Annotated in this window: 19 protein-coding genes and 1 riboswitch; of the genes, 6 read left to right on the top strand and 13 right to left on the bottom strand. The window is 72.8% G+C overall.

The window, feature by feature from the left end; all coding sequences use genetic code 11:
* Window positions 1-71: 71 nt before the first annotated feature.
* On the bottom strand, window positions 72-2543 hold the full coding sequence (locus NE234_RS36810) for a substrate-binding and VWA domain-containing protein (protein ID WP_252785576.1): 2472 nt from the start codon (window positions 2541-2543) through the stop codon (window positions 72-74).
* Between the two features lie 519 nt (window positions 2544-3062).
* Here NE234_RS36810 and NE234_RS36805 point away from each other — a divergent pair.
* On the top strand, window positions 3063-4046 hold the full coding sequence (locus NE234_RS36805; RefSeq protein ID WP_252785575.1) for an endonuclease/exonuclease/phosphatase family protein: 984 nt from the start codon (window positions 3063-3065) through the stop codon (window positions 4044-4046).
* Window positions 4047-4104: 58 nt separating this feature from the next.
* Window positions 4105-4965 carry a TrmH family RNA methyltransferase gene (locus NE234_RS36800; protein WP_252785574.1) on the top strand — a complete coding sequence of 287 codons (861 nt, stop codon included), beginning with the start codon at window positions 4105-4107 and terminating at the stop codon, window positions 4963-4965.
* A 34-nt stretch (window positions 4966-4999) separates the two neighbouring features.
* Here the strand turns inward: NE234_RS36800 and NE234_RS36795 are convergent, their stop codons facing one another.
* Complete coding sequence (locus NE234_RS36795; protein WP_252785573.1) at window positions 5000-5551, bottom strand: PadR family transcriptional regulator; 552 nt, start codon at window positions 5549-5551, stop codon at window positions 5000-5002.
* A gap of 93 nt (window positions 5552-5644) precedes the next feature.
* Here NE234_RS36795 and NE234_RS36790 point away from each other — a divergent pair, with 93 nt between their 5' ends.
* Window positions 5645-6211 (top strand): hypothetical protein, encoded by a 567-nt coding sequence (locus NE234_RS36790; protein WP_252785572.1) that lies wholly within the window; start codon window positions 5645-5647, stop codon window positions 6209-6211.
* Window positions 6208-7590: a carotenoid oxygenase family protein gene (locus tag NE234_RS36785; RefSeq protein ID WP_252785571.1), complete on the top strand. Its 1383-nt coding sequence runs from the start codon at window positions 6208-6210 to the stop codon at window positions 7588-7590. Before NE234_RS36790 ends, NE234_RS36785 begins: the two co-directional genes overlap by 4 nt.
* Before the next feature lie 100 nt (window positions 7591-7690).
* Here NE234_RS36785 and NE234_RS36780 read toward each other — a convergent pair whose 3' ends face one another.
* The 4 genes from NE234_RS36780 to NE234_RS36765 form a co-directional block, all read right to left on the bottom strand.
* Window positions 7691-8740, bottom strand: coding sequence for a hypothetical protein (locus NE234_RS36780; RefSeq protein ID WP_252785570.1), 1050 nt, complete (start codon window positions 8738-8740; stop codon window positions 7691-7693).
* Window positions 8741-8870: 130 nt separating this feature from the next.
* A complete protein-coding gene (locus NE234_RS36775; RefSeq protein ID WP_252785569.1) occupies window positions 8871-9239 on the bottom strand; it encodes a hypothetical protein in 369 nt (122 codons plus the stop codon).
* Window positions 9236-12334, bottom strand: a complete 3099-nt coding sequence (locus NE234_RS36770; RefSeq protein ID WP_252785568.1) for an SseB family protein — start codon at window positions 12332-12334, stop codon at window positions 9236-9238. The genes NE234_RS36775 and NE234_RS36770 overlap by 4 nt, the downstream gene beginning before the upstream one ends.
* Window positions 12335-12558: 224 nt before the next feature.
* A complete protein-coding gene (locus NE234_RS36765) occupies window positions 12559-13812 on the bottom strand; it encodes an aminotransferase class V-fold PLP-dependent enzyme (RefSeq protein WP_256530021.1) in 1254 nt (417 codons plus the stop codon).
* Window positions 13813-13846: 34 nt separating this feature from the next.
* A riboswitch (SAM riboswitch) is annotated at window positions 13847-13960 on the bottom strand.
* A 104-nt stretch (window positions 13961-14064) separates the two neighbouring features.
* On the opposite strand from NE234_RS36765, the gene NE234_RS36760 reads away from it, so the two are divergent.
* Entirely contained in the window at window positions 14065-14430 is a 366-nt protein-coding gene (locus NE234_RS36760; RefSeq protein WP_252785567.1) for a hypothetical protein, read from the top strand.
* 94 nt (window positions 14431-14524) lie between these two features.
* On the opposite strand, the gene NE234_RS36755 is transcribed toward NE234_RS36760, so the two are convergent.
* The 7 genes from NE234_RS36755 to NE234_RS36725 all read right to left on the bottom strand — a co-directional run bounded on the left by NE234_RS36755 (window position 14525) and on the right by NE234_RS36725 (window position 22795).
* Window positions 14525-16684, bottom strand: coding sequence for a transglycosylase domain-containing protein (locus NE234_RS36755; RefSeq protein ID WP_252785566.1), 2160 nt, complete (start codon window positions 16682-16684; stop codon window positions 14525-14527).
* A 381-nt stretch (window positions 16685-17065) separates the two neighbouring features.
* Entirely contained in the window at window positions 17066-17893 is an 828-nt protein-coding gene (locus tag NE234_RS36750; protein WP_252785565.1) for a class II fructose-bisphosphate aldolase, read from the bottom strand.
* Window positions 17803-18735 (bottom strand): 1-phosphofructokinase family hexose kinase, encoded by a 933-nt coding sequence (locus NE234_RS36745; RefSeq protein ID WP_252785564.1) that lies wholly within the window; start codon window positions 18733-18735, stop codon window positions 17803-17805. Before NE234_RS36745 ends, NE234_RS36750 begins: the two co-directional genes overlap by 91 nt.
* Window positions 18732-19829, bottom strand: a complete 1098-nt coding sequence (gene nagA, locus NE234_RS36740; RefSeq protein ID WP_252785563.1) for an N-acetylglucosamine-6-phosphate deacetylase — start codon at window positions 19827-19829, stop codon at window positions 18732-18734. The genes NE234_RS36745 and nagA overlap by 4 nt, the downstream gene beginning before the upstream one ends.
* A complete protein-coding gene (locus NE234_RS36735) occupies window positions 19826-20707 on the bottom strand; it encodes an ROK family protein (protein WP_252785562.1) in 882 nt (293 codons plus the stop codon). The genes nagA and NE234_RS36735 overlap by 4 nt, the downstream gene beginning before the upstream one ends.
* The gene (locus tag NE234_RS36730; RefSeq protein WP_252785561.1) at window positions 20704-21570 is read right to left on the bottom strand and encodes an SIS domain-containing protein; all 867 of its coding nucleotides are present in this window, start codon (window positions 21568-21570) and stop codon (window positions 20704-20706) included. The genes NE234_RS36735 and NE234_RS36730 overlap by 4 nt, the downstream gene beginning before the upstream one ends.
* A gap of 331 nt (window positions 21571-21901) precedes the next feature.
* Window positions 21902-22795 carry an isocitrate lyase/PEP mutase family protein gene (locus NE234_RS36725; RefSeq protein ID WP_252785560.1) on the bottom strand — a complete coding sequence of 298 codons (894 nt, stop codon included), beginning with the start codon at window positions 22793-22795 and terminating at the stop codon, window positions 21902-21904.
* A 359-nt stretch (window positions 22796-23154) separates the two neighbouring features.
* Between NE234_RS36725 and NE234_RS36720 the strand changes: the two genes are divergently transcribed.
* Entirely contained in the window at window positions 23155-24249 is a 1095-nt protein-coding gene (locus NE234_RS36720) for an acyl-CoA desaturase (RefSeq protein WP_308206969.1), read from the top strand.
* The last annotated feature ends 126 nt before the right edge of the window (window positions 24250-24375 follow it).

Below are 24375 nucleotides of genomic sequence, written 5' to 3'. Positions count from 1 at the left end.
GATTTCAAAGAGATTCCGGATTTTTTTCGGCGGGCTCGGCGCTCCGGGGCGCCGAGCCGGATTCCCGCAGGTCAGTGACACTCGGGCGTGCAGATGCGGCGCGCCACCGTGTCCAGGAAGATGGTCTGGATCTCCTGCGGCTTCATCGCCTGGTACGCCGCGCCGTCGGTCTCCGCGGCGATCTTCTGCATGGCGGCCATGTCGACGTCCGGGCCGTAGCCGATGAAGATGACCTGGACCGGCGCGGCCGGGTCGTTCTCCTTCTTCAGCGTCCGGAGGAGGGCGTTCAGCGAGATGCCGTTCACCTTGTCGTTCTTGCCGTCGGTGAACACGAGGACGGAGTTGTAGTACCCCGGCTTGTAGGTCTTCTTCATCGACCGGAACGCCGCCAGCACCGAGTCGTACAGCCCGGTGTTGCCGTCGGGCTTCGGCCGGAGCCGGCCCAGCGCGCTGAGGATGGCCTGGCGGCGCGTCCCCGACCCGAGCCGGGTGGACAGCGGGCCGATCGGCACCTCGGTCCGGTAGTCCTGGTTCCCCCTGAGGTTCGTGGAGAACGTCCACAGCCCCAGGTCGGTGTCGTCGGGCAGCATCGCGAGACCGCCCTGGGCCACCTGGGCGGTCGCCTCCATCCGCGTGACGCCCTTGCCGACCGGCTGCGCCATCGACCCGGACACGTCGAGCAGCGTCAGCATCCGCGTGCGCAGCGACAGCTTCGTCCAGGCCTGCATGACCCCGGTCACGTCGCTCGACCCCGGCGTCGGAAGCGCGCGGGGGATCCGCGGGCTCACCCCGCTCGCCGCGCCGAACCCGGTGCCGGCCCGTCCGTCCGGAGTGCGGAACCCGAGGGCGCGCACCGCGGCCTGCGCCTGCTCGGTGCTCATCGACTTCTCCAGCAGCTGCGCCGCGCGGACCTTCGTGTCGTCGTCGGTCGTCAGCGTGTACGGGTGGTCGAGGCTGAGCATGCCCTCGCTCGGATAGATGGCGCTGGCCGGCGCGCTCGGCCTCCCCCGGTTGTACTTCCAGACGGCCTGCTCCGGGGCGATGACGACGGGCGCCCGGCCGTGCAGATTGCGGTGGAAGCTGGCGAACAGCGCCTGGGTGTTCGGGGAGAGGCTGTTCTGCACCTTCCGCGCGATCTGAGTGAAGATCGCGTCGGCGTGCGGGTCGCCCTGCAGCAGCATCCGGGTCATGACGACCGCGCCGAGCCCGCCGGCGTTCCGGGTCGGGTCGAGGATCTGCAGGTGGACCGAGTTCGCCGGGAGCATGTCGTTCTTGCTGACCGCGCCGGCGGCGAGGGCGTCGGTGGCCTTGAGCAGCATGTCCCAGGTCGGCCGGATGCCCTGGCCATTGATCTTGTTGGCGAAGGACTTGGTGGTCGCCACGACGAGCGGCGTCTCGGCCACGCTCGTCGGCGTGGTGTCCACGCTCGACGCGCCCTTGGGCGAACTGCGCACGAGGGTGACCCACAGCGAGGAGTCCGGGATCCACACGTCCGGGGTCACGTCACCGGGCACGGTCCCCTGACCGGACAGGATCGTGGTCGTGCCCGCCGGGTCGGCGGCCTTCACCGTCGCCTTCACGCACTTGCCGTCGACGGAGTGCCGCTCGCCGTTGAACGAGTTGGTGATGTCGCTGACCGCCGGCGCGATGTCGGGCGCCGCGACCACCTTCAGGCTGATCGGGGTGCCGCCGCACTTGCTGCCGTCGGCGAGCGCGTAGACCCCCGCGCCGAGCAGGATCGCCAGGCCGATCGCGCCCGCGAGCGGGCCGACCAGCGCGCCGATCGTACGGCGGCGCTGGGCGCGGCGGCGTCCCGTGCCGGGAGCGGAGGACCGTGGGCGGTCGTCGTCGGACCCGCCCGCACCCGCGTCGCCCCGGCCCGATCCTCCGTAGCCCGATCCTCCGTAGCCCGAGCCTCCGGACCCCGTACCCCCGTAGCCCGATCCGCCCGGACCACCGGATCCGGTCCCGCCCGGACCGCGATCCCGGCCGCCCGCGCCCTGGCCCGACCCGTAGCCGGATCCCGCGCCGCCATAGCCGGACCCCGCCCCGCCGTAGCCGGGGCCGGTGCCGTAGCCGGAGCCGCCGCCCGGGCCGGGGAGGCCGCCGCCCTGCCTGCCGAAGAACCCGCCGCCCTGGATGTAGGAGGAGGAGTCGTACGAGCCGGTGCCGTAACGGTCCTCGCCGGCGCCGGATCGGGGACCCGCGCCGGTTCCGCGGCGATCCTGTCCGCCGGGTTCGCCGTAGGAGCCGGTGCCCGTGCCGTAGCGGTCCTGCTCACCGGGGGCGGTGTAAGAGCCGTATCCGCCCGGCCCGCGGGTGCCGTAGCCCGCCGGGCCGCCGCCGTACCCGCTCGGGCCGCCGCCGTCGCCGGGGACGTCCTGCGGGGAACCGCTCGACTCGGGGCGGCGCGGCGCGAAGGGACTCCGGTCGTCGCTCGGCGCCTGGTTCCCCGGGGAGCCGCCGTCTCGGGGCGCTCGATAGGGCTGGCCGTCGCCGGGCATGTCACCCGGGGGCATGTCGTTGCGACGACGTCGGCTCACAGCTGTCCCATCTCGCGGCGTCAGGGATGAGTGTTAGAGCGGAACTGTAGCGGTCTTCGCAATTGGTAACAAAGATGATCATTTACCACGATGCCGCAGGTCACCCGAGTAAAGATCATTTGAATACCCGCCAGTATCGTCCTCCGGTGGCCGGGTCCGGCCCCGCCGACGCCGGTTCTCCGTCCCGCTCACCCAGGTGAACGCGGCCGTCGGCGAACGCCTCCGACCGCCTGGAACGCCGGTCCCCCGGCACCGGAACGCCGACCACTTCACAGCGTGGTCCGCCCGCCGTGGACCCGTGCTGTCAGCACGCCCGTCAATGTTCCGGCCATGCCGCGGGGCACTTTCGGTCCGGCCTTCCACGCGCCTTCGCCTCCCGTCGGTACATGCTCCCCGGCGCCCGCCTCACCGGGCGTCGGCGGCATGCCCGCCGGTGCCCGTGCCGCGCGTCGCCGCCACGCCACCTGGGAGATCGGGCAGAGTGGGGGAGAACGGCATGAGCACGGGGGAGGCGCGCGGATGACGGACTCGCTCACGGCCGCGGTGACCGACCCGCCACGGGCGCGCCGCCGGGGACGGGCGATCGTCGCGCGGTCCCTCGTCGCCTGCTTCGCGCTGTGGGCGCTCGCCCGCCTGTTCGGCGCCGACCGGATCGGCTCTCTCGCGCCGGTCCTCATCCCGGCGATGGCCGCCGTCCCGTACGCCTTCGCGGCGATGGTGGTCCCGCTCACCGTGTCCGCCCTGGTACGGGACCGGCCGGCGTTCGTCGCGGCCGTGATGGTCACCGTGGTGTTCGCGGGGATCGTGCTGCCGCGCGCGGTCGCCGGGGGCACCCCGCGGGCGAGCGGGCCCGAGTTCCGCGTCCTCACCGCGAACCTGCGGTTCGGCCGGGCGGGCGACGCGACCCTCGTCGACCTGGCCCGGCGCACCCGCGCCGACGTCCTCGGCGTCGAGGAGTTCACCCCCGAGGCGGCCGGCCGCCTCGACGCGGCGGGGATCGGGCGTCTCTTCCCGTACCGGATCCTCGACCCGAAGCCCGGCGCGGCGGGCATCGGGCTGTACTCGCGGTACCCGCTCACCCCGTCGCCCGTCCGGCGGCCGACGATCTCCGGCATGCCGAGCGCCACCGTCGCCGTGCCCGGCACCGCACCCGTACGAGTGACGGCCGTACACCCGCCCGCCCCGGTCGGCCCGGACCTCGACGCGTGGCAGCACGACTTCCCCCGGCTGCCCCGCGCCACGCCCGCCGGCCAGGTCGGGATCCTCGCCGGCGACTTCAACGCCACGCTCGACCACGCGCGGCTCCGGCGGCTCATCCACAGCGGGTACGTCGACGCCGCGGACGCGAGAGGGCAGGGCCTGGTGCCGACGTTCCGGCCGTTGCCGCCCATCACCATCGACCACGTGCTGGCCGACCGGCGCTGCGCGGTGCTGCGGGTGAAGATCTACGGGCAGGCGCGCAGCGACCACCGGGCGCTGTTCACCGTCCTGCGCCTGCCCTGACCGGCCCGGGTGCCCGCCCAGCGCCGACGCCGCGGAGGACGCCCGCGATACTGAGGCCATGGCCCGCCTGATCCCCGTCACCGATCCCACCGACCCGAGGCTCGCCGACTACACGCGGCTGCGCGACGTCAACCTGCGCAAGAGCCTGGAGGCCGAGCACGGCCTGTTCGTGGCCGAGGGAGAGAAGGTCATCCGGCGGGCCGTCACCACCGGCTACCCGGTGCGGTCCCTGCTGATGGCGCGGCGGTGGGTGGAGCCGCTGGCCGACGTCCTCGGCGACGCCCCCGTGTACGTGGCCGACGACGACGTGGTCGAGGGGATCACCGGGTTCGCGGTGCACCGCGGGGCCCTGGCCTCGATGGAACGCCTGCCCCTGCCCTCGGTCGCCGCCGTGCTGGCCGGTGCCCGCCCCGCCGGAGACGTCCCGGAAGACGACACCGACCGGGCGCGGCCGCGCCGGATTCTCGTGCTGGAAGACCTGGTCGACCACGGGAACGTCGGGGCCATCTTCCGCTGCGCGGCGGCGCTCGGCGTCGAGGCCGTCATCCTGTCCCCGCGCTGCGCCGATCCGCTGTACCGGCGTTCGGTGAAGGTGTCGATGGGCGCGGTCTTCGCCATCCCGTACGCCCGGATGACCGACTGGCATGACGGCCTCGCCGACCTGCGCGCCGCGGGCTTCACGCTGCTCGCCCTCACGCCGGACCAGTCGGCCGTCCCGCTGCAGAAGGCGCCGATGGGGGAGCGGGTCGCCCTGCTGCTGGGCACGGAGGGCGACGGGCTGTCCTCGCGCTGGCTGCGGGAGGCCGACCACCCCGTCTGCATCCCGATGAGCGCCGGCGCCATGGATCTGGGCGTCGACTCCCTGAACGTGGTGGCCGCCACCGCGATCGCCTGCCACGAGCTGATGCGCCCTCTCTGATCCGGGACGCGGCGCTCGGATCGGCGCGGAGTCGTCAGCCCTGGTCTTCGCGGCGGTCCTCCGGCGTGCGGATCCGGTCGAGCTCCCGCTCGGCCCACGCGGCCCAGTCGCGCTGGACGGCCGCGAAGCGGAGCCCCCACTCGAGGGCCATGAGGCCGTAGACGGACAGCGGGTCGTCGCCCTTCGCGACGACCTCCCGTAGCTCGGCGAGCCCCCGGTGCCGCCGGTCCGCGGCCTCGGCCCGGCCGCGGAGGTAGGCCCGGGCCTCCTCGGCGTCGAGCTCGCCGAGGAAGAAGACGCGCAGGAGCATGTCGCTCCGGTTGAACGGCGTCGGCTCGACCTCGGTCATCCAGTGACGCAGCTCGGCCCGGCCGGCGTCGGTGATCGCGTACTCCTTGCGGCCGCGCGGGCCCTCGGCGGCGACGGTGACGAACCCGGCGTCGGCGAGCCGGCCGAGCTCGGCGTAGAGCTGGCTCTGGGTGGCCGGCCAGACGTTCGCGAGCGAGAGTTCGAAGATCTTCAGCAGGTCATAGCCACTGGCGGGGCCTGAGGACAGCAGTCCGAGTACGGCGTGACGGAGACTCATACTCACGGAGCTTACCTTCCACTATTGACATGTCGCCACTGGAGGTTCTACTTTCGACATGTCACAACAGGAACGTCACTCAAGGAGCCCCCGGTGCTCGGCTACCTCCGCACCTTCCTCCCCTGGATCGCCTTCGCCGTGATCAGCACGCCGCACGACTCGCGGTACGGCGCGCTCGTCGGGGCGGTCCTGGCCGCGCTCCTCATGACGGCCGAACGCCGGCGCGGCAGGCCCTGGGACGCGCTGATCATCGAGGCCACCTCGGTCGTGTTCTTCGGCGCGCTGGCCATCGCGGCGTTCACCGCCGCCAAGGCCCCGCTGGGCGCGTACGGATCGGCCGTGTCCGACGAGTGGCTCGCCCTGATCGCGTGGGGTTCCCTCGCCGTACGCCACCCCTTCACGCTGGGCATCGCCCGTACGATGACGCCCCCGGAGATGCACGACAATCCGCTGTTCTACCGGGTCAACGCCGTGATCACCGCCGTGTGGGCGACGGCGTTCACCGTGACGGGCGCCGTGCTGGCGCTGCTGGCCCACACCGCGCCGCACGCCACGGCCGCGGTCATCATCGTCAAGGTCGCGGCCTTCGCCCTGCCCGCGCTGTTCACCCTCCGCTACCCGAAGGCCGTCGCCGCCCGCCACCAGGCCCTCGCCCGGTGAACGAGCCGACCGCCACCGCCCACCCCTCAGCGAGCGCACCGGCCGGCGAGCCGGCGGACCTGGAGACGACGATGACCCTTCCGGACCACCTCAGCGGGCTCAGGGCCCCGGTCGCCGACGAGACCGACGCCGTCGACCTGCCGGTGACCGGCACGCTGCCCGCCGACCTGACCGGCCGGTACTTCCGCAACGGCCCGAACCCGCTGCCCGGCCGCGACCCGGGGCACTGGTTCACCGGCGACGGCATGCTGCACGGCGTGCGCCTGCGCGACGGCCGCGCCGAGTGGTACCGCAACCGCTGGGTCCGCACCCGCAGACTCGACGGAGCGCCGTTCGCCGGACGGGAGGGGGTCGACCTGACCGCCACGCCGGCCAACACGAGCGTCATCCGGCACGCGGGCCGCATCCTGGCGCTCGTCGAGGTCGGCCTGCCGTACGAGATGACACCCGAGCTGGAGACGGTCGGGCCCTGCGACTTCGGCGGCAGACTGACGACCGCGATGACCGCCCACCCCAAGGAGGACCCGGTCACCGGGGAGCTGCACTTCTTCGGCTACGGATTCACGCCGCCGTACCTCACCTACCACCGGCTCTCCGCGCGCGGCGAACTGGTGGAGAGCCGGGTCGTGGACGTCCCCGGGCCCACGATGATCCACGACTTCGCCGTCACCGAGCGGCACGTGCTCTGGCTCGACCTGCCCGTCGTGTTCGACCTGGAGCTCCTCGGCGCCGGCATGCCGTACCGCTGGGACGAGGCGTACGGCGCGCGGCTCGGCGTGATGCCCCGGGACGGCGGCACCACACGCTGGTACGACATCGACCCGTGTTACGTCTTCCACGTCGGCAACGCCTGCGAGGACGAGCACGGCCGGATCGTCCTGGACGCCGTCCGGTACCCGCGTGCCCGCTTCGCCGCCCTCTGGTCGGGCATCGGCGGCAGCCCCGACCCGGCCGCCTCGGCGGCCGCGAGCGGCGGCGCGCACCTGCACCGCTGGACGCTGGACCCGGCCGTCGGCGCGCTCAAGGAAGAGCCGCTGGACGACCGCGACGTGGAGTTCCCGACCTTCAACGAGAGCCGGCTGGGCCGGTCCAGCCGCTTCCTCTACACGGTGACGAACGACGCCGTCGTCAAGTACGACACCCGCACCGGCGCGTCCCAGGTCCGCGACGTGGGCGGCGCCCCCGGCGAGGCGGTGTACGTTCCCGCGCCCGGCGCGAGCGCCGAGGACGACGGCCGGCTGCTGTCCATCGTCACCGACCACTCCGGCGACGGCTCCGAGCTGCTCGTGCTCGACGCCGCCGACCTCGAGTTCGTCGCCTCCGTACGGCTGCCGCGCCGCGTGCCGATGGGCTTCCACGGCCGCTGGATCGAGGACTGACCCCGCGCGGCGCGGTCGCGCACGGTCACCCGGACGACCGAACGGCTCCGGTCCCGACGTTGGTCGGAACCGGAGCCGTTCGCGTGCTGAGAGCCGTGGGTCAGCCGGCGCGGCGCGTGCCACCGCGAATCTTGCGGTGCGCGCCCTTCGGCTTGGAAACGGCCTTCACGTTGCGGTTGTGCGCCTTGCCGAGCCGCACCTGGGTGAGCAGGAGACCGAACGCCACCAGCAGTGCGGCGAGCCACGCCGCCTGCGTGCTGGCCAGCTTGTCGAACGTCAGCTCGCTCTCCCCGTCGGCGGCGTTCTGCATCGACTGCGAGTTGCCGGCGTTCTCGAGGAGCGGCGCGGTCGTCGGTGCCTGGTTCGTCTGGTTCTGCGCCTGGTTCTGCTGATCGATGTTCGGCAGGCTCGCCCCGGCCTGCGGGGCCGTCTGCGGCGCGGTGTTCGTCCCCGTAGTCCCGGTCCCGGTGTTGGTGCCGGTGCTGTTGTTCACGCTCCCGGACGGAGTCGTCGTCGAACTCGACCCCCCGGTATTCGAACTCGACCCGGACCCGCCGGTGCCACCGGACCCCGACCCGGACCCGTTGGAGTGCGACGACGTCGTCTTCGGCTTCTTCACCGAGAAGGAGAGCTTGGTCTCGGCGGCGTCGGCGTTGTCGGCGTCGGCGTACGCGTGGATGGTGGCCGTACCGTCCTTGGCGTTCGAGAGCACGGTGACGGTGACGGCGACTCGCCGCTTGAGGGTGAGATCGCCGACGTCGTATACGCGCTTGCCGGAGCTGTCGCTCACCACCTTCGAGCGACTGTCTCCGCTGAGGGTGAGGATGACGTTCTTCGCGGTGGCGACAGACGCCGTGACGTAGACATCCATGGAGAAGGTCGAACCAGGACGTCCGGGATTCGGGTACGTTCCCGCGAACCTCACGTCCAGCTTCGCCAGCGGGTCCTTGGTCGTACTAGGCGTCGGGGATGGAGTAGGTGTCGTGCCGGCGGTCTTCGTCGGGGTCGACGATGCCGAGGGCGAGGAGTCCCCGGAGGCCGGGGACGGCGTGCCGTCGGCGGCGAGGGCCGGTGGGGCGTTGCCGACGATCAGGACGATCCCTGCGCCGAGGACCATGACCAGCGGGTTTCGTGCCGATCGTGCGAGCACAGCTCACAACCTCCCAATCGCACCGCAAAGACGCCCACCCCTGCCTACCCAGGGGCGGTGGGTACGAATCATGCGATCACGTCAAAGCCGATCAATCAACCGCGCTAATGAGGTTATATCGCAGCAACCGTTAGATGAGCTCTTGGTGAAGCCCGGTGATCTCGTCCCGAGCGACCCATGCCTGGTAGACGCCGATGTCCACTCGTTCGAGTCCCAGGGCGGATGCAACGGGGGCGCGGCCGCCGCTGTACTCGACGCGGACCCAGCCCTCGTGTTCGCCGATGACGACGAACGGCTCTCCGCGCCAGGTGCAGCGGGTGCGCAGATAGCGCAGGTCATCGACCTCGTCCTCGCGGACGACCCGCAGGAACCGGCCGGGCCCTATCTCGGTGAAGCCCTCCGCCGGGACGGCGGAGTACAGCCGGACCTCACCGTCGACACCGGGCACGGCGTCGTAATCGCCGCCCTGCCAGCGAGCGACGTAGCCGTCTCTGATCACTTCTCGTTCTCCCACACGAGCCGATCCGCGTCGTACCTCGCGACGAAGCGCTCGGACCCGTCACTGCTGATGGCGTACATCTCCGAACCGTGCGGCAGCCTGAAACTTTCAACCTTGAACTCGGGGATGCTGCCCGCGCTGCCGGAGGCGAAGCCGTCTCCGGTGAACGGCGGCGCCTCGACGACCCAGCCGTCCTCGCCCCACTCCTTGAGCGCGTCTTCGGACGTGCCGCCGAACGGCGTGCGGTAGAGACCCGCGCGGTACGCCGGCCACCGGATGATGTGCACCTCGGAGTCCTCGGGGCTGAACGGCGACCCGTCACGGACCAGGCCCAGGCATTCGTACAGCCGGCGGGGCGTGTTGAGGTCGATGACGTCCGGGACGCGGTGCACGAAGCCGGCGACCCGGTCGTACGCCTTCTCCAGATACCAGGCGACCTGGTCGTGGGCCACGACCTTCTGCATGATCGTGAAGCCGCCGTCAGAGGAGGACTGCGCGGTCTCCTGCGCGGCGGGCTGCGCTGGCGGTTGCGGGAGCGGCGCCGGCTCGGCCGATGGCACTTCGGCCGGGGCGGTGGGCGCCTCCACGACCGCCGCGGGCTCCGGCTGCGGCGCGATGGGCGCCTCCGGCCCGACAGGCGCTCCCGGCGTTCCCGGCGCGGCGGGTGCCGGTGGCACGACCGATGCCTGCGGCGCGGCGGGTGCTTCCGGCGCGGCGGGCGCCTGCGGCGCGGCGGGTGTCTGCGGTGCGGCGGGTGCTTCCGGCGTGGTGGGTGTCTGTGGCGTGGTGGGTGTCTGTGGTGACTCGGCCGTCGGGTCCTGGGGAACACCGCCGGGCGCCGCCTCGGGAGGCCGGGTCGCGGGCCGGCCGGCGATCACGCCGATCTCCTCCGCGGACAGCGCGATCTCGATCGGGGTGCCGGGGTTGACCGAGACGTCCCAGCTCGGCTCCGGCCAGGTGGCGATGAGGTCGGCGAACTTCGGCATGACGAAGCCCGTCGTGCCGACCGCCTCCTTCATCCAGTCGAAGGAGGTGAACACGAGCACCGACGTACGGCCACGGACCGGGACCGCCGACCACGGGAACGCCGGGTCGGTCGGCGGGGTCTGCACCGTCGGCGGCGTACGGCTCCACACGGGCAGGAACACGGACGCCTCGAGCAGCACGGTCAGGCGCATGGCCGGGTCGTTCCGGGCCTCGAACAGCCGCCGCTCGGCGTCGTTCTGCGCCGGGAAGTCACCGGTCAGCCGTTGCGCGGCCGCGTCGTCGACCCGCCGCGACAGGGCGGTGATGCGCTCGCCGGGGATCGTCGCGCCGATCGGGGAGCCGTCGTTGAGGACGAGGTCCCACGCCGAGTCGGGCCAGAAGCGCAGGACCTTGGTCAGGTCGGACAGGACGAACGGGTGGCCGCCCATCGCCTCGCGCATCCGGCTCGGCCCGGTGAACAACGGGACGACGGTCCGGCCGTCGGACTCACGGGTGTACCACTCGAAGCCCGGTCGCCCGGGACCCAGCATCAGGTCGCCGCCCTCGACCATGGGCACCCAGATCTGCCGTACGCCCAGCAGCGTCCGGAGGAACTCCTCACGGTCGTCCCGCGCGGCGGCCTCGTACAGCAGGCGCTCTTCCTCGTCGAGCGGAACGAACTCGGCGCCCGCCGTGAAGTGCGGGATCAAGAACACGTCGGAGGACGGCGCGTGAGGGGCCGGCCGGGCGTCCGCGTCCGGGGACGGCGCCGGGCCGAGGTCCGGGGCCGGTGCGGCCTCGGGGGAGGGCGCGGCGGCGGCCTCGCCGGGGCCGGCGGGCATCGGCTCGTCGCCGGAGATGATGGGCTGTGGTGCGGTCTCGGCCAGGTACGGGGTGCCGGGTGCGGGCGGCACCGCGCTCGCCGTGGTGAACGAGGGGTACGCCACCGGCGTACCGCCCCCGGACGGCGGCGCGGTGTCCGGACCGGGCGCCGGCGCGTGACCGGCGGGCGGCGCGGCGGGAGGTCCGGGCTCGGGCGCCTGCGGCGCGGGCGGCGTTCCGCCGTCGGATACCGGCTGCTGATGCACGTCCGGCCAGGAGACCGTCGGAACGTCCCCGGCCGGTACCCGGGCGGGGGGCGGCTCCGTGCCCTGCGGCGCGGCCGGTGGTGCGGGTGCCGGGGCGGGCCCGGCGACGGGAGCGGCCGGCGTCGGGTCGGGCGCCGGCGGGCCGGCGTAGTGGCCGCCCGGCGCGGGCTGCGAGCCGGACACGGGCTGTGAGCCGAGCGCGTCGTACGCGTCGGAGACGGTGTGCACGTCGACGAGCGTCGTCGGCCAGGTCGTCGTCGGCCGGGAACCCGCGTCGTCGCCGCCCGGGGCGCTCTGTGCGCCGGTGGCCGCATCGTTGCCGAACGGAACCGGTTGCGGCCCCGTGCCGCTGTCGTGGCCGCCCGGTGCGGGATGGCCACCGGTGGACGGATCGTTGCCGAACGGAACCGGTTGCGGCCCCGTGCCGCTGTCGTGCCCGCCGGGTGCGGGGTGGCCGCCCGTGAGCGGGTCGTTCCCCGCCGGTGCGGGGAACGGGTGCGGCCCGGTGCCGGTGTCGTGGCCGCCGGGGGTGACGTGGGAAAGCCCGTCGCCGCCCTGCTCGGCCGGAGGCGTGCCCGGCTCAGGGACGGAGGGCGGCTGGGCCGCCGGGGCGGGACCCGCCTCCTGCGCGAGGGGCCGCTGCTCGGCCCTCGCCTGGTCGGCGGTGATCTGGCCGATGAACCAGGCGGGCAGGTAACCCTCGATCGGCAGCCCGGAGTTGACCGCGAGCCACCAGTCGGCGTCCGGCCACGACTGCGCCATCTCCGCCAGCGACATCCGTACGAACTGCTCGTAGGCGGGGCCGAGGTGGCGGTGCGCCGCCTCGACGGACGTGTAGGCGAGCACGTGGGTGCGCCCCTCGTGGACGCTGGTCGGCCACGTGAACGCGGGCTGTCCGGAGGCGACGGGCTCCGTCTGCGTCACCGGGACGAGGAGCTCGGCCACGGCGAGCAGCCTGAAGTAGGCGTTCTGGTCCCCGGCGCGCAGCACCTCGCCAAGCTGCTGCTCGAGTTGGTTAGCGGGCTCCCATGTGTCGGTCATCGGCCACCCCCCGGAAGCTCTTTGCACAAGGTGTCCACCGTACCGGGAGCAAACCGGCGGTGCGCACGAGTACCAGCAGTCCATCGGACCAACCCGGACTAACCGGTCTCATCCGTCACATTTCACCATCGCGAGCATCCGGGCTCGGCGGTCGCCCCCGGGTGTTCGCGGCCCGCCCACCTGCGGCGCGCCGCCGTCGCCGCGCCGCCTCCGGTTCGTCGCGCTTAACGGGACAGATGGCGCAAAGCGGTCAGCAGCCGGTCGATGTGCTCGTCCGTCGTGCCGATGCCGAAGCTCGCCCGCAGCGCGGTGCCGTCGCCGTCGCCGCAGCCGCCCTCTCCCGTGCCGACGAGCCGCCGGACGAACGGGTGCGCGCAGAACTTCCCGTCGCGGACGCCGATCCCGTACTCCTCGGACAGCGCCGTGGCGACGGCGCGGGACCCGCGACCCTCCACGACGAACGACACGATGCCGACGCGCGGGTGCCGGTCGCCCCACAGCGACAGCTCCCGTACGCCGGGGATCGCCGCCAGCCCGGTCCGCAGCCGCCGCAGGAGCCGCTCCTCCTCGGCGACGAGGCCGTCCCAGTCCGTCAGCGCCTCGCAGGCGGCGGCGAGCGCGACGACGCCGAGGACGTTCGGCGTGCCGGCCTCGTGGCGCTGCTGCGGGTCGGCGGACCACGTCACGCGCTCGCCGACGCTCGCGGTGGCGCCGCCGCCCAGCAGGTACGGCTCGGCGGCGCGCAGCCAGTCGGCGCGGCCCACGAGGCACCCGGCCCCGAACGGCGCGTACAGCTTGTGGCCGGAGAAGGCGACGTAGTCCACGTCGAGCGCGCCCATGTCGAACGGCCGGTGCGGGACGAGCTGCGCGGCGTCCACCGCGATGCGGGCGCCGTGCGCGCGGGCGACGGCGGCGAGCTCGGCGACGGGCCACAGCTCCCCGGTGACGTTCGACGCGGCGGTGACGACGAGCAGGCGCGGCCCGGCCGGCGCCGCCGCGAGGGCCTCCCCGGCGGCCGCGACCGCCGCCGTGGGGGAGCCGGGGGCGGGCAGCCGTACGACCCTGCTGCCGCGTCCCCAGGGCAGCAGGCTGGCGTGGTGCTCGGACTCGAAGACGACGACCGTGGTCCCGCGCGGCAGGGCGTGCGCGAGGAGGTTCATCGCGTCAGTGGTGTTCCGCGTGAACACCACCGCGTCCCGGCGCCACGCGCCGACGAACGCGCGCACGACCTCGCGGGCGTGCTCGTACCGGTCCGTCGTCACCTGCGACGCGTAACCCGCCCCGCGGTGCACGCTGCTGTAGTAGGGGAGGGCCGCGTCGAGCGCGTCGCGCACCGCCTCCAGACAGGGCGCGCTCGCCGCGTAGTCGAGGTTCGCGTACGGGACGGTGCCGCCACCGGCGACGGGAACGGGAACGCCCGCGCCGACGACGCGCAGAACAGGACGGGCGACGGCGGGCAGATCGAGCACAGCGGACAACACGCACCTCCAGCGGGGTTGGGACCCCGAGAGGGGTCCGCGCTTGTCCGGCACGGTCGTGCCGGACCTTGTCATCACCCGGGGCACCCCGCCACGGACGGAGGGTTGCCGGCCAGCAAGCCGGGGCTTAGCGCTGGCACTCGTGACCTGATCGCGATTATAAGGCACCGTCCGGCTGCTGCCTATTCGCGATCATGTGACCGGTTCTGTGCGTCTAATACCGGCAGGGAACCATCGAGAGGAGCGGGGCTGATGCGGAGTGGATGGCGGCTGCCGGTCGGGGTCGCGCTGGTGGCGGTGTGCGCGGCCGGCTGCGCCGTCGGGACGAACAAGGGCCGGGTCTGCAAGGACGCCGTCAAGGCGGTCGGGAACTACAACGCGACGCTGAACCGGATCTCACCGGACGACATCACCCAGTGGAAGCAGGCGGCGGCGACCCTCGCCACCCGGTTCGACGCGCTCGGCCGCGAGTCCGACGACCACAAGCTGGGCCGCACGCTGCAGGGCATGGCGACCGAGTGGCGCGGCATCAGCACGAACATGAGCCCGCGCGACATCTCCGCCATGCAGACCGCCGTTCAGCGGCAGCCCGCCGCCCTGGCCAAGGCCTGTCACTGAAGAACCGGTCCGAGCGCCTCAGGAGGCGCTCGGACCGGTTCGGCGAGGACGGTGTCCGGCGAGGACGGGCCGCGGGCGTCCCGTACGGCCGGGCCTACATCGAGTTCGGGTCGCCGCCCTCGTACGCGCGGCCCGTGGGCTGGCCGGTCGGCGGCCCGCCGGTGGGCGGGCCACCCGTCGGCGGGCGCGTCGGGCGGCTCGGCGGCGTCGGGACGGACGGCTGCGACGGCGCGGTCGTCCGGGGCCGCGAGTAGGTGGGCTGCGGCAGCCGCGGCTGGACGGGCGCGTACGTCGGCCACTGCGGCTGGTCGAGGTTCACCGACGGGTCGCCGAACGACTTCACCGGCATGTTCTCGTCGGCCTGGACGAGGTAGTCGTGCCAGATCTTGGCCGGCAGGTCGCCGCCGTACACGGAGTAGCCGGGCAGGCTCAGCGCCTTGTTGTCGGTACGGAAGACGGCGACCGAGGCCGCCAGCTGCGGGATGAACCCGTTGAACCAGACCTGGTGGCCGCTGGAGGTGGTGCCGGTCTTGCCGGCGGCGTTCCGGTCGGGCAGCGCGGCGTTCGTGCCGGTGCCGTTGTCGACGACCTTCTGCATGGCGTACGTCGCGTCGCGGGCGACCTGCTTGGAGAAGACCCGCGTGCCGTCGGTCGGCTCGACGCGCTTCTTGCCGTCCCGGTCGGTCACCCAGCGGATGACGTGCGGGGCGTGGTAGACGCCCTCGGACGCGAACGCGGCGTACGCGGCGGCCTGCTGCTCGACGCTGACGTCGATGACGCCCAGCGGGAACGTGACGGCGGTGTTCGCGCCGTTGGCGGTCAGCTGCGACTCGGGAATGCCGAGCTTCTCCGCCATCTTCGTCACCTTGTCGTTCCCGATCTTCTGGGCGATGTTGATGTAGGCGGTGTTGATGGAGTTCTCGGTCGCGGTGACGAGGTTCACCATGCCGAAGTCCTCGTCGTTGTCGTTATGGATCGTGGTGCCGTCGAAGGTCTGGCCGTTGCTGCCGTCGACGTAGTCGTCCAGCGACATCCCGTCGTTCAGCGCCGCCGCCAGGACGTACGGCTTGAACCCCGACCCCGGCTGCACCTTGGCGTCGAAGGCGGAGTTGAACGCCTGGTCGAGGTAGTTCTTGCCGCCGTAGAACGCGTTGATCTCACCGGTCGACGGGTCGACCGACACCAGGCCCGCCATGACCTTCTTGGAGACGCCCGAGGGCATGGCGTTCTCGACGGCCTTCTTGGCGTCGGCCATCAGGCTCTTGTCGAACGTCGTGCGGACCTTCAGGCCGCCCTTGGCGATCTGGTCGTCGGTGTAGCCCATGCGCTTCAGCTCGGCCTTGACGAGCTCGTACACGTACCCCTTCTGGCCGCCGTAGGTGTCCTTCACCTTCGACTTGACCGGCGTGGGGAAGCGCAACGCGGCCGCCTGCTGCGGCGTGATGCTCTTCATCTGCACCATGCCGTCGACGACGTACTTCCAGCGCGCCTGCATGTACTGCTGGGCGCCGGGCACCGACAGGTCACCGGCGTAGGTCGGCACCTGGATGGCCGCCGCGAGGTACGCGCCCTCGGCCGGCGTGAGGTTCTGGACGTCCTTGCCGAAGTACGCCTGCGCGGCCGACTCGATGCTGTACGCGCCGCGGCCGAAGTAGATGGTGTTGAGGTACTGCTGGAGGATCCAGCTCTTGTCCTTCTCGCGCCCGACCTTGAGCGCGATCATGATCTCTTTCAGCTTCCGCGACGCGGTGCGCTGCTGGCTGAGGCCGCTGTAGTAGTTGCGGACCATCTGCTGGGTGATGGTGGACCCGCCCTGCAGCGACCCGCCGGTCGCGGTGGCCCAGAACGCCCGCGCCGTGCCCTTGAAGGACACGCCGGGGTCGCTGTAGAAGCTGCGGTTCTCCGCCGAGATCACGGCGTCGCGCACCTGCTTCGGCACCTGCGACAGCGGCACCGGCTGCCGGTTGGTGCCCGTACGGAGGAGGACGCTGCCGTCGCTGTAGTAGAAGACGGACGCCTCCTTCACGGCCTGCGGCTGCGCGGAGCTCGGGACGGGCGTCAACAGGTAGGCGACGATGAAGGCGGCGACGGGCAGCAGGATCAGCACGCCGAGGACGTACGTGGCGCGCCGCACCCACTTCGCCCGCCGGCTCCGCTGCTTCTTCGGCTTCTTCTGTTTCTTCGGCGGCTCGGACTTCTCGCCCTCGGGAAGGGCGTGCACGGCGGTCACGGTCGACGGGCTCTCGTCGAACACGACCGGCGGCAGGCTCTCCGTCGTTGGTCGCGCGGGCGGTGGGATGGCGGGTCGAGTGGCGTCATGGCGATCAGCGGCTCCCGACTCGGCGGCTTGCGCCGGTACGGCGGCGCCGTGCGGATCGGCCGCGTCTTCCGGTCCTGCCGTGGCCTCGGGCCCGCCGGCGCCTCCATTGTTGGACGCGCCGGACGGCTCCGAAGTTGGCGCCGACCCTGGCTGCATCGCGAATTCGCCGGCTTCGACACCGGCGTCCTTCTCACTCACTAGTCCCCCGTGACCTGCGTGAACCCTCGAACTTACCGTAGGGTCGCAGCTGCATCGATCGGCATGCCCGGCGTCCGAGGGCTTGACGATCCTAAGCCACGGAGGATAAAGAGCCCGTCAGCCCCTGGTGAGCACCGTGCCGATCAACCGCGCCACCTCACGCGCCACGGCGTCACGCCCTGGCGCCAGATATTTCCGGGTGTCCACAACCGTCGGATGGTCGGCCAGATATGCCCGCATCGCGTCGGTGAAAACCTTGTTGAGGTGTGTGGCGATGTTCACCTTGACGATGCCCGCCCGGACGGCACGTGTCAGGTCGGCGTCGGGCACGCCGGAGGACCCGTGCAGGACGAGCGGCACGGGCACGGCGTCGCGCAGCCGCGCGATGAGGTCGAGGTCCACCGTCGCCGTACGGTCCGTCATCGCGTGGGAGGTGCCGACCGCGACCGCGAGCGCGTCCACGCCGGTCGCCGCGACGAAGCGGGCCGCCTCCTCCGGGTCGGTGCGCGCGCCGGGCGCGTGCACGCCGTCCTTGCCGCCGACCTCGCCGAGCTCGGCCTCGACCCACACGCCGTGGTCGTGGCAGTAGGCGGTCGTCTCGGCGGTCGCGGCGACGTTCGCGTCGTAGTCGAGCGCGGACGCGTCGAACATCACCGAGCCCAGGCCCAGCCCGACCGCCTCCCGTACGAGCTCGGGGGAGGTCGCGTGGTCCAGGTGCACCGCGACGGGGACCTTGGCGGCGCGCGCGGCGGCGAGGCAGGCGACCGCGATCGGCTCGAGCGCCGCGTGGTAGCGCACGGCGTTCTCACTGATCTGCAGGATGACCGGGCGGTTCGCCGCCTCGGCCCCGGCGATCAGCGCCTCGGCGTGTTCGAGCTGGATGACGTTGAACGCGCCGACGCCCTCTCCGGCGACGACGAACTCTCCTGCGGAGACGAGAGGCATCTGCGGAATCCTTCGTAGGCGGCGGGATCGTAGGACCCCGCGACGGGGGAGAGCACGGCCGCGGCCGACAGGGCGGCGGCGTCCTTGAGCAGGTCGGGCCACGGAGCTCCGACGCCGGCGGCGAGCGCGGCGACGACCGAGTCGCCCGCGCCGGTCGGATTGCCGCTGACCACCCGCGGCGGGGGCACGCGGTGGACCTCGTCGCCGGTGACGGCCATGAGACCCTCGGCGCCGAGCGAGACGACGACGGCGCGGGCCCCCAGCGCGCGGGCCCCGGCCACGGGGTCGTCCGTGCCGGTGAGCTCGGCGAGTTCGGCGGCGTTCGGCTTGACGGCCCAGGCGTACGGCGCGGCGTGCCGCAGCGCCTCCCCGGACGTGTCGACGATGACGGGCACGTCGCGGCGGGCGAGCCGGGCGACGGCGTCCGCCGGCACGCCCGGCGGCAGGCTGCCGGAGATGACGACGACGTCAGCGTCGGGGATCCGCGCCTCCAGGGCCGCCCACTCCTCCGGCGCGACGACCGGACCGGGCTCGTTGAGGAGGGTCGCGTCGCCGCCGGCCACGACCGTGACCGTACGGCGGGTCTCCCCGGCGATGGGGACCAGGTCGTGCGCCAGCCCGGCGGCGTCGAGGTCGGCGCGGACGGCGTCGCCCGTCGCCCCGCCGGCCAGGCCGAGGACGAGGACGTCGTGGCCGAGCGACCGCAGCACGCGGGCGACGTTCACGCCCTTGCCGCCCGCGCGGGCGTGCACGGCCTGGACCCGGTGGGCGCCTCCCGGCCGCAGCTCCGGCACCTCGTACGTGACGTCGAGCGCGAGGTTGGGCGTGACCGTGACGATCACGCGGACATCACGTCCTGCACGCGCAGGTCCTCGTCCAGCAGCACCAGGTCGGCGCGGAGCCCGGGGGCGATCGCGCCACGGTCGGTGAGGCCGAGCAGCGCGGCCGGGGTCGTCGCGGAGAGGCGCACGGCCTCCTCCAGCGCGACGCCGGACGCCAGCACCGTCTGGCGGAAGACCGCCGCCGTCGTCGCCGTGCTGCCGGCGATCGAACCGCCCTCGGCCAGGCGGGCCACGCCGTCGCGTACCTCGACGTCGAGCCCGCCGAGGGTGTACTCCCCGTCGGACATGCCCGCCGCCGCGAGGGAGTCGGTGACCAGCGCGGTCCGCGCGCCGCCCGCGACCCGCGCGACGTGCGCCACGATCGCGGGGTGCAGGTGCACGCCGTCGCCGATGACCTCGACGACGATTTCCGGCGCCTCCAGCAGCGCGAGGATCGGCCCCGGCTCGCGGTGGTGCAGCGGGCGCATCCCGTTGAACAGGTGGGTGGCGACCCGCGCGCCCGCCCGCGTCGCCTCGACCGCCACCTCGTACGTCGCGTCGGTGTGCCCCACGGCGGGCAGGGCCCCCGCGTCGCGGACCCGGCGCACCGCGTCCAGACCGCCGTCGAGTTCGGGCGCGAGCGTCATCATGCGGACGTTCGGCACCTTGAGCAGCCGCTCCACGGTCGCGGGGTCGGGGTCGCGCAGCAGCGTCGGATTGTGCGCGCCCTTGCGGGCGGCGGACAGGAACGGCCCCTCGTAGTGGATCCCCGCCACGACGCCGTCGTCGGCGAGCTCCGCCAGTACGGACGCCCGGCGCTCCAGGTCGGCGGGCGACGCGGTCACGAGGCTCGCGACCAGCGTCGTCGTGCCGTGCTCCCGGTGGAACGCCGCCGCCCGTACGCACTCCTCCGGGTCGGCCGAGTCGAACGACGCCCCGCCGCCCCCGTGGCAGTGGATGTCCACGAAGCCGGGGACGATCACGTGGGCGTGCCGGTCGGCGCGCTCCGGGAGACCCTGTTCGACGTGCGTGATCCGGCCGCCCTCGACGCCGACCCATCCGGGTTCGAGGACTCCGCCGGGGGTGACGACCTTGTCCGCGCTCAGCACCGTCATCGTCGCTCCAATAGGTCGCGTGCCCAGAGTCCGGCGCCCACACACCCGGCCTCGTCGCCGAATGACGCGATCGTCAGGCGCGGCTTGCGGTGGAAGGTGAGCCGCCCGGCGAGGTCGTCGGCGAGCGGGCCGAGCAGGAGGTCGCCCGCCCGCGACAGGCCACCGCCGATGACGATCACCTCGGGCGCCAGCAGCGCGGTCGCGGCGGCCAGGGCGGTGCCGAGGAACACGATCGTCTCGTCCCAGATCGCCGCCGCGTCGGCGTCGCCCTCGCTCACCAGCGCCGCGACCTCGCCGGCGGTCGCCTCCCGGCCCGTACGGCGGGCGTAGCGGCGGGCGACCCCCGCGGCGGAGGCGACGGCCTCCAGGCAGCCGGTGCCGCCGCAGACGCACGGCTCGTCCACGCCGACGGACATGTGCCCGATCTCCCCGGCGTAGCCGTTGCCGACGCACAGGTGCCCGTCGATCACCATCGCCGCCGCGATGCCGGTGCCGATCGGGATGATCAGCGAGTTGCGGGTGCCCTGAGCGGCGCCGAGCCGTATCTCGGCGGTGCCCCCGGCGCGTACGTCGTGGCCGACCGCGACCGGCAGGCCGGTGCGCTCGGCGATCAGGTCGCGGAACGGGACGTCGTTCCAGCCGATGTTCTCCGACCAGACGGCGACGCCGCGTTCGTCGTCGACGATGCCCGGCACGGCGAGGCCGACGGCCTGCGCGGTGCCCGCCCGCTCGACCAGCTCGTCGACGGTCTCGAGCACGGCGTCCACCGCGGCCTCGCCCTGCGGCGTGGGCCGGCGGGCGGCGGCGACCCGGTCGAGCCCGGGGGAGAGGACCGCTCCCTTCATCGACGTGCCGCCGACGTCGAGAGCGACGATCACTTCAGCACGACCGAACGGGTCAGCGACCGCGGGCGGTCGGCGTCGAGTCCCTTCGCCTCGGACTGCGCGACCGCCACCCGCTGCGCCACGATCAGGTGCGCGAGCGGATCGAGGTCGCTGGTAACGAACGTCGCGCCGGTCGCGGCGACGTCCTCGGCGAGACCTTCGGGAGCGGTGCCGAACATCCAGGTCAGACGGCCCGGCTGGGCGATGCTGATCGGGCCGTGGCGGTACTCCATCGCCGGGTACGACTCGGTCCACAGCTGCGCGGCCTCGCGGGCCTTCAGCGCCGCCTCGTCCGCCAGGCCGTTCGTCCAGCCGCGGCCGAGGAAGGTGATCTGCTCGGCGGCCAGCCAGGCGGGGTCCAGCGGCTCGGCCAGCGCCCGCTCGGCGTCGTCCGCGGGCACCGCGTCGCCGATGGAGGCGCGCAGCAGCGCCAGCGCGGTCGTGGCGAAGCGCGTCTGCACCACCGACTTCTCGTCGGCGAAGTCGAGCACGATCTGCCGGGTGCCGGCGGCGAACGGAGCGTCATTGATCGCGGTGATCGCCGTGACGTTCGGCAGGCGCTCCACCGCCTCCAGGACCTCGGTGGTCGTGCCGGACCGGCTGATGGCGATATACCGGTCGTAGTCGCGGCCGAAGGGGAGCTCCGAGGCGGGGAAGGCGTCCGTGACGCCCAGGCCCCGGCTCTCGCGCAGCCCCGCGTACGCCCTGGCCATGTACAGGGACGTGCCGCAACCGAACACCGCGACCCGCTCGCCGTCACGGGGTAGGACATCCCGTACGTCGGCCAGCCGGTCGGCCGCCCGCCGCCAGCAGGAAGGCTGACTCTCGATCTCGGCCAGTACGTGTTGCTGCGCCAATCCCGCCTCCGCGTTTGCTCGTTCTTGAGCGTTTCGTGCTTGCATCATGCACTAATGAACACGGAGTCGCCAACAGTCCTGAGCAGATGGAGTTCACGGAAGCGGGGCGCCGGGCCCGGAACCGGCGGCGCGAACGGCCCGACCGCGGGCTCGTGGTGGGCGGCGACGGGGCCGGTCATGGGCTGGCGGATGGGGCGAGCGGATGAGCCGTGGGCCGCAGGGGGCGAGGGGACCGGGCGTCAGCCGCGGGTGGGGGAGCGAAGGGCCGGTCGTGGGCTCGTGGGCGGAGGCGAAGGGGTCAGCCGTGGGCTCGTGGGCGGAGGCGAAGGGGTCAGCCGTGGGCTCGTGGGTGGTGCCGGCTGAGGTTGCGCTCCAGGAGGGCGAGGCAGTCGGCGACGCCGACCGTGCCGTCCGCGACCTGCGGCAACCGGCCGTCCTCCTCCTTCAGGCGGGCCAGCGCCCGGTCCATCGCCGCCTGCGCGGCGAACAGGCACGGCGTGCTGTAGATGGCGACGCCGACGCCCAGGGCCGCCAGGTCGGACAGCGAGAACCGCGGGGACCTGCCCCCGGCGATCTGGTTGAACAGCAGCGGCTTGCCACCGGTCACGGCGTGGACCTTGCGGATCCACGCGGCGCTGCGCACGCCGTCCACGAGGATGACGTCGGCGTCCGTGGCGGCCAGGGCCTCGGCGCGCCGCACGATCTCGCGTTCGTCGGTCGCGTCGGTCCGGGCGACCACGACGAGGTCCCGCCGGGTCCGCAGGACCAGCCGCAGCTTCTCCAGGTACTCCTCGAGCGGCAGGATCCGCTTGCCGTCGACGTGGCCGCAGCGCCGCGGGCGCTCCTGGTCCTCGATGACCACCCCTGAGGCACCGATGGCCTCCAGGTGCTCGACGACGTGGCAGGCCACCTCCGGGTCGACGTAGCCGTCGTCGATGTCGACGAGCAGGTGGTGCCGGGGAAAGGCGAGCCGGAGTCGTTGGACGAAGCCCACCATGTCCGGCCAGGCGATGAAGCCGATGTCGGGAAGACCGTAGTAGGAGGCGGCGAACCCGAATCCGGAGACGAACAACCCGTCGTAGTGCCGGGCCGCCACGGATGCCGAGAACATGTCGAAGACGCCGATGAGCGGGGTGACGGAATCGCCGCCGATGGCGCCGCGAAGACGCTGCCCGGCCTCGTTTCGCGGCGCCGATCGTACGAATCGGTTCTCATGTACGTCCATAGGTCCCCCCGAAGGTCCGTCCGAGCTCAAAGTCCCTGCGTCGTCCGTTCTCGTGCCACGCGCCGCCCACGGTAAAGGCCCGGCAAGGGCGGGGACGCTGGCGGATCGGTAAAGGGTCGCTAACCTCCGGCCGGAGATATCGGGAATCGTCCGGAAAGGCGGCTGAGAAAAGATCGGGAAATCGGCTCCCGGTCGGCCGGACTTCGCGGCGAATGGCGGAATGGTCGATGACGCGGTGGGGACCCCCGCCTTGTCACTTCTGTGAGGAACGAGGCGGCCAAGGTGTGCGATTGTTGCGTAGATCACACAGATACTGGCCAGTAACGTTCCGCTGACCGCGATGTCAGGAGGAGGGTCAGATGACGGAGCAGGCCGTCGTGGCCGACACGAACGCTCCCTGGGGCGAGCGGATGGGCGCCGGCGACCGGGTGATCGTCGGGATCTTCGTGGGGATCCCCTTCGTCGCCGTGATCCTGTCCGTCGCCGTCCTGTGGGGCTGGGGCGTGACATGGCATGACCTGGTGATCGGCGCGGTCATGTACGTCATCGCGGGCCACGGCGTCACGATCGGCTACCACCGGCTGTTCACCCACAAGGCGTTCAAGCCCGCCCGTCCGCTGAAGATCGCGCTCGCCGTCGCCGGCACGATGGCGGTCGAGGGCGACGTGATCACCTGGGCCGCCGACCACCGCCGTCACCACCAGTTCTCGGACCGGCCGGGGGACCCGCACTCGCCCTGGCGGTTCGGGAAGTCCGTGCCGGCCCTCGTCAAGGGGATGATCTGGGCGCACGTCGGATGGACGTTCGCCAACGAGAAGACCAACCAGCGGCGCTACGTCCCCGACCTGCTCGCCGACGCCGACCTGTGCCGGATCGCGCGGTGGCAGCCTCTGATCGTGCTGTTCTCCTTCGCCGGTCCCGCCGTCGCGGGCGGCCTGTGGGGCTCCGGCACGTGGGACGCCGGCGCCGCCTGGTCCGCCTTCTTCTGGGCCGGGCTCGTCCGCATCGGCCTGCTCCACCACGTCACCTGGTCGATCAACTCGATCTGCCACGTCGGCGGCGAGCGGCCCTTCCGGTCCCGCGACCGGTCGGGCAACGTCTGGTGGCTCGCTCCGCTGTCGGGTGGCGAGTCCTGGCACAATCTGCACCACGCCGACCCGACCTGCGCGCGGCACGGCGTCCTGCGCGGCCAGCTCGACTCCAGCGCCCGGCTGATCTGGCTGTTCGAACGCCTCGGCTGGGTCCGCGACGTCCGCTGGCCGGACGAACGCCGGCTCGCCGCCCGGACGAGCGCCGCCCGGACGAGCGCCGCCCGGACGAGCGCCGCCCGGACGAGCGCCGCCCGGACGGGCGGCGCGCGGGCGAGTGGTGACCCGGCGGGCGATGACCGGGCGAGCGGCGACCGGGCGAGCGGCGACCGGGCCGCCACCGGCCGTACCGGCGGTGACCGCTGACCCGAGCCCACCCCCGTTCGTGCACGACTCGGCCGGTGAAGGGTGTGTTGACCGTGGTGAGGAGACAGGACGCCGAATTCCGGCCATGGCCGGCCGTCCCCCGTGGCACGGCCGCCCGGTTGCGCC

The sequence above is a fragment of the Actinoallomurus rhizosphaericola genome (genome assembly GCF_024055675.1).
GTDB lineage: Bacteria > Actinomycetota > Actinomycetes > Streptosporangiales > Streptosporangiaceae > Actinoallomurus > Actinoallomurus soli.
Note: the sequence above shows the minus strand (reverse complement) of the source record. Positions and strands in the feature narration are given on the sequence as shown.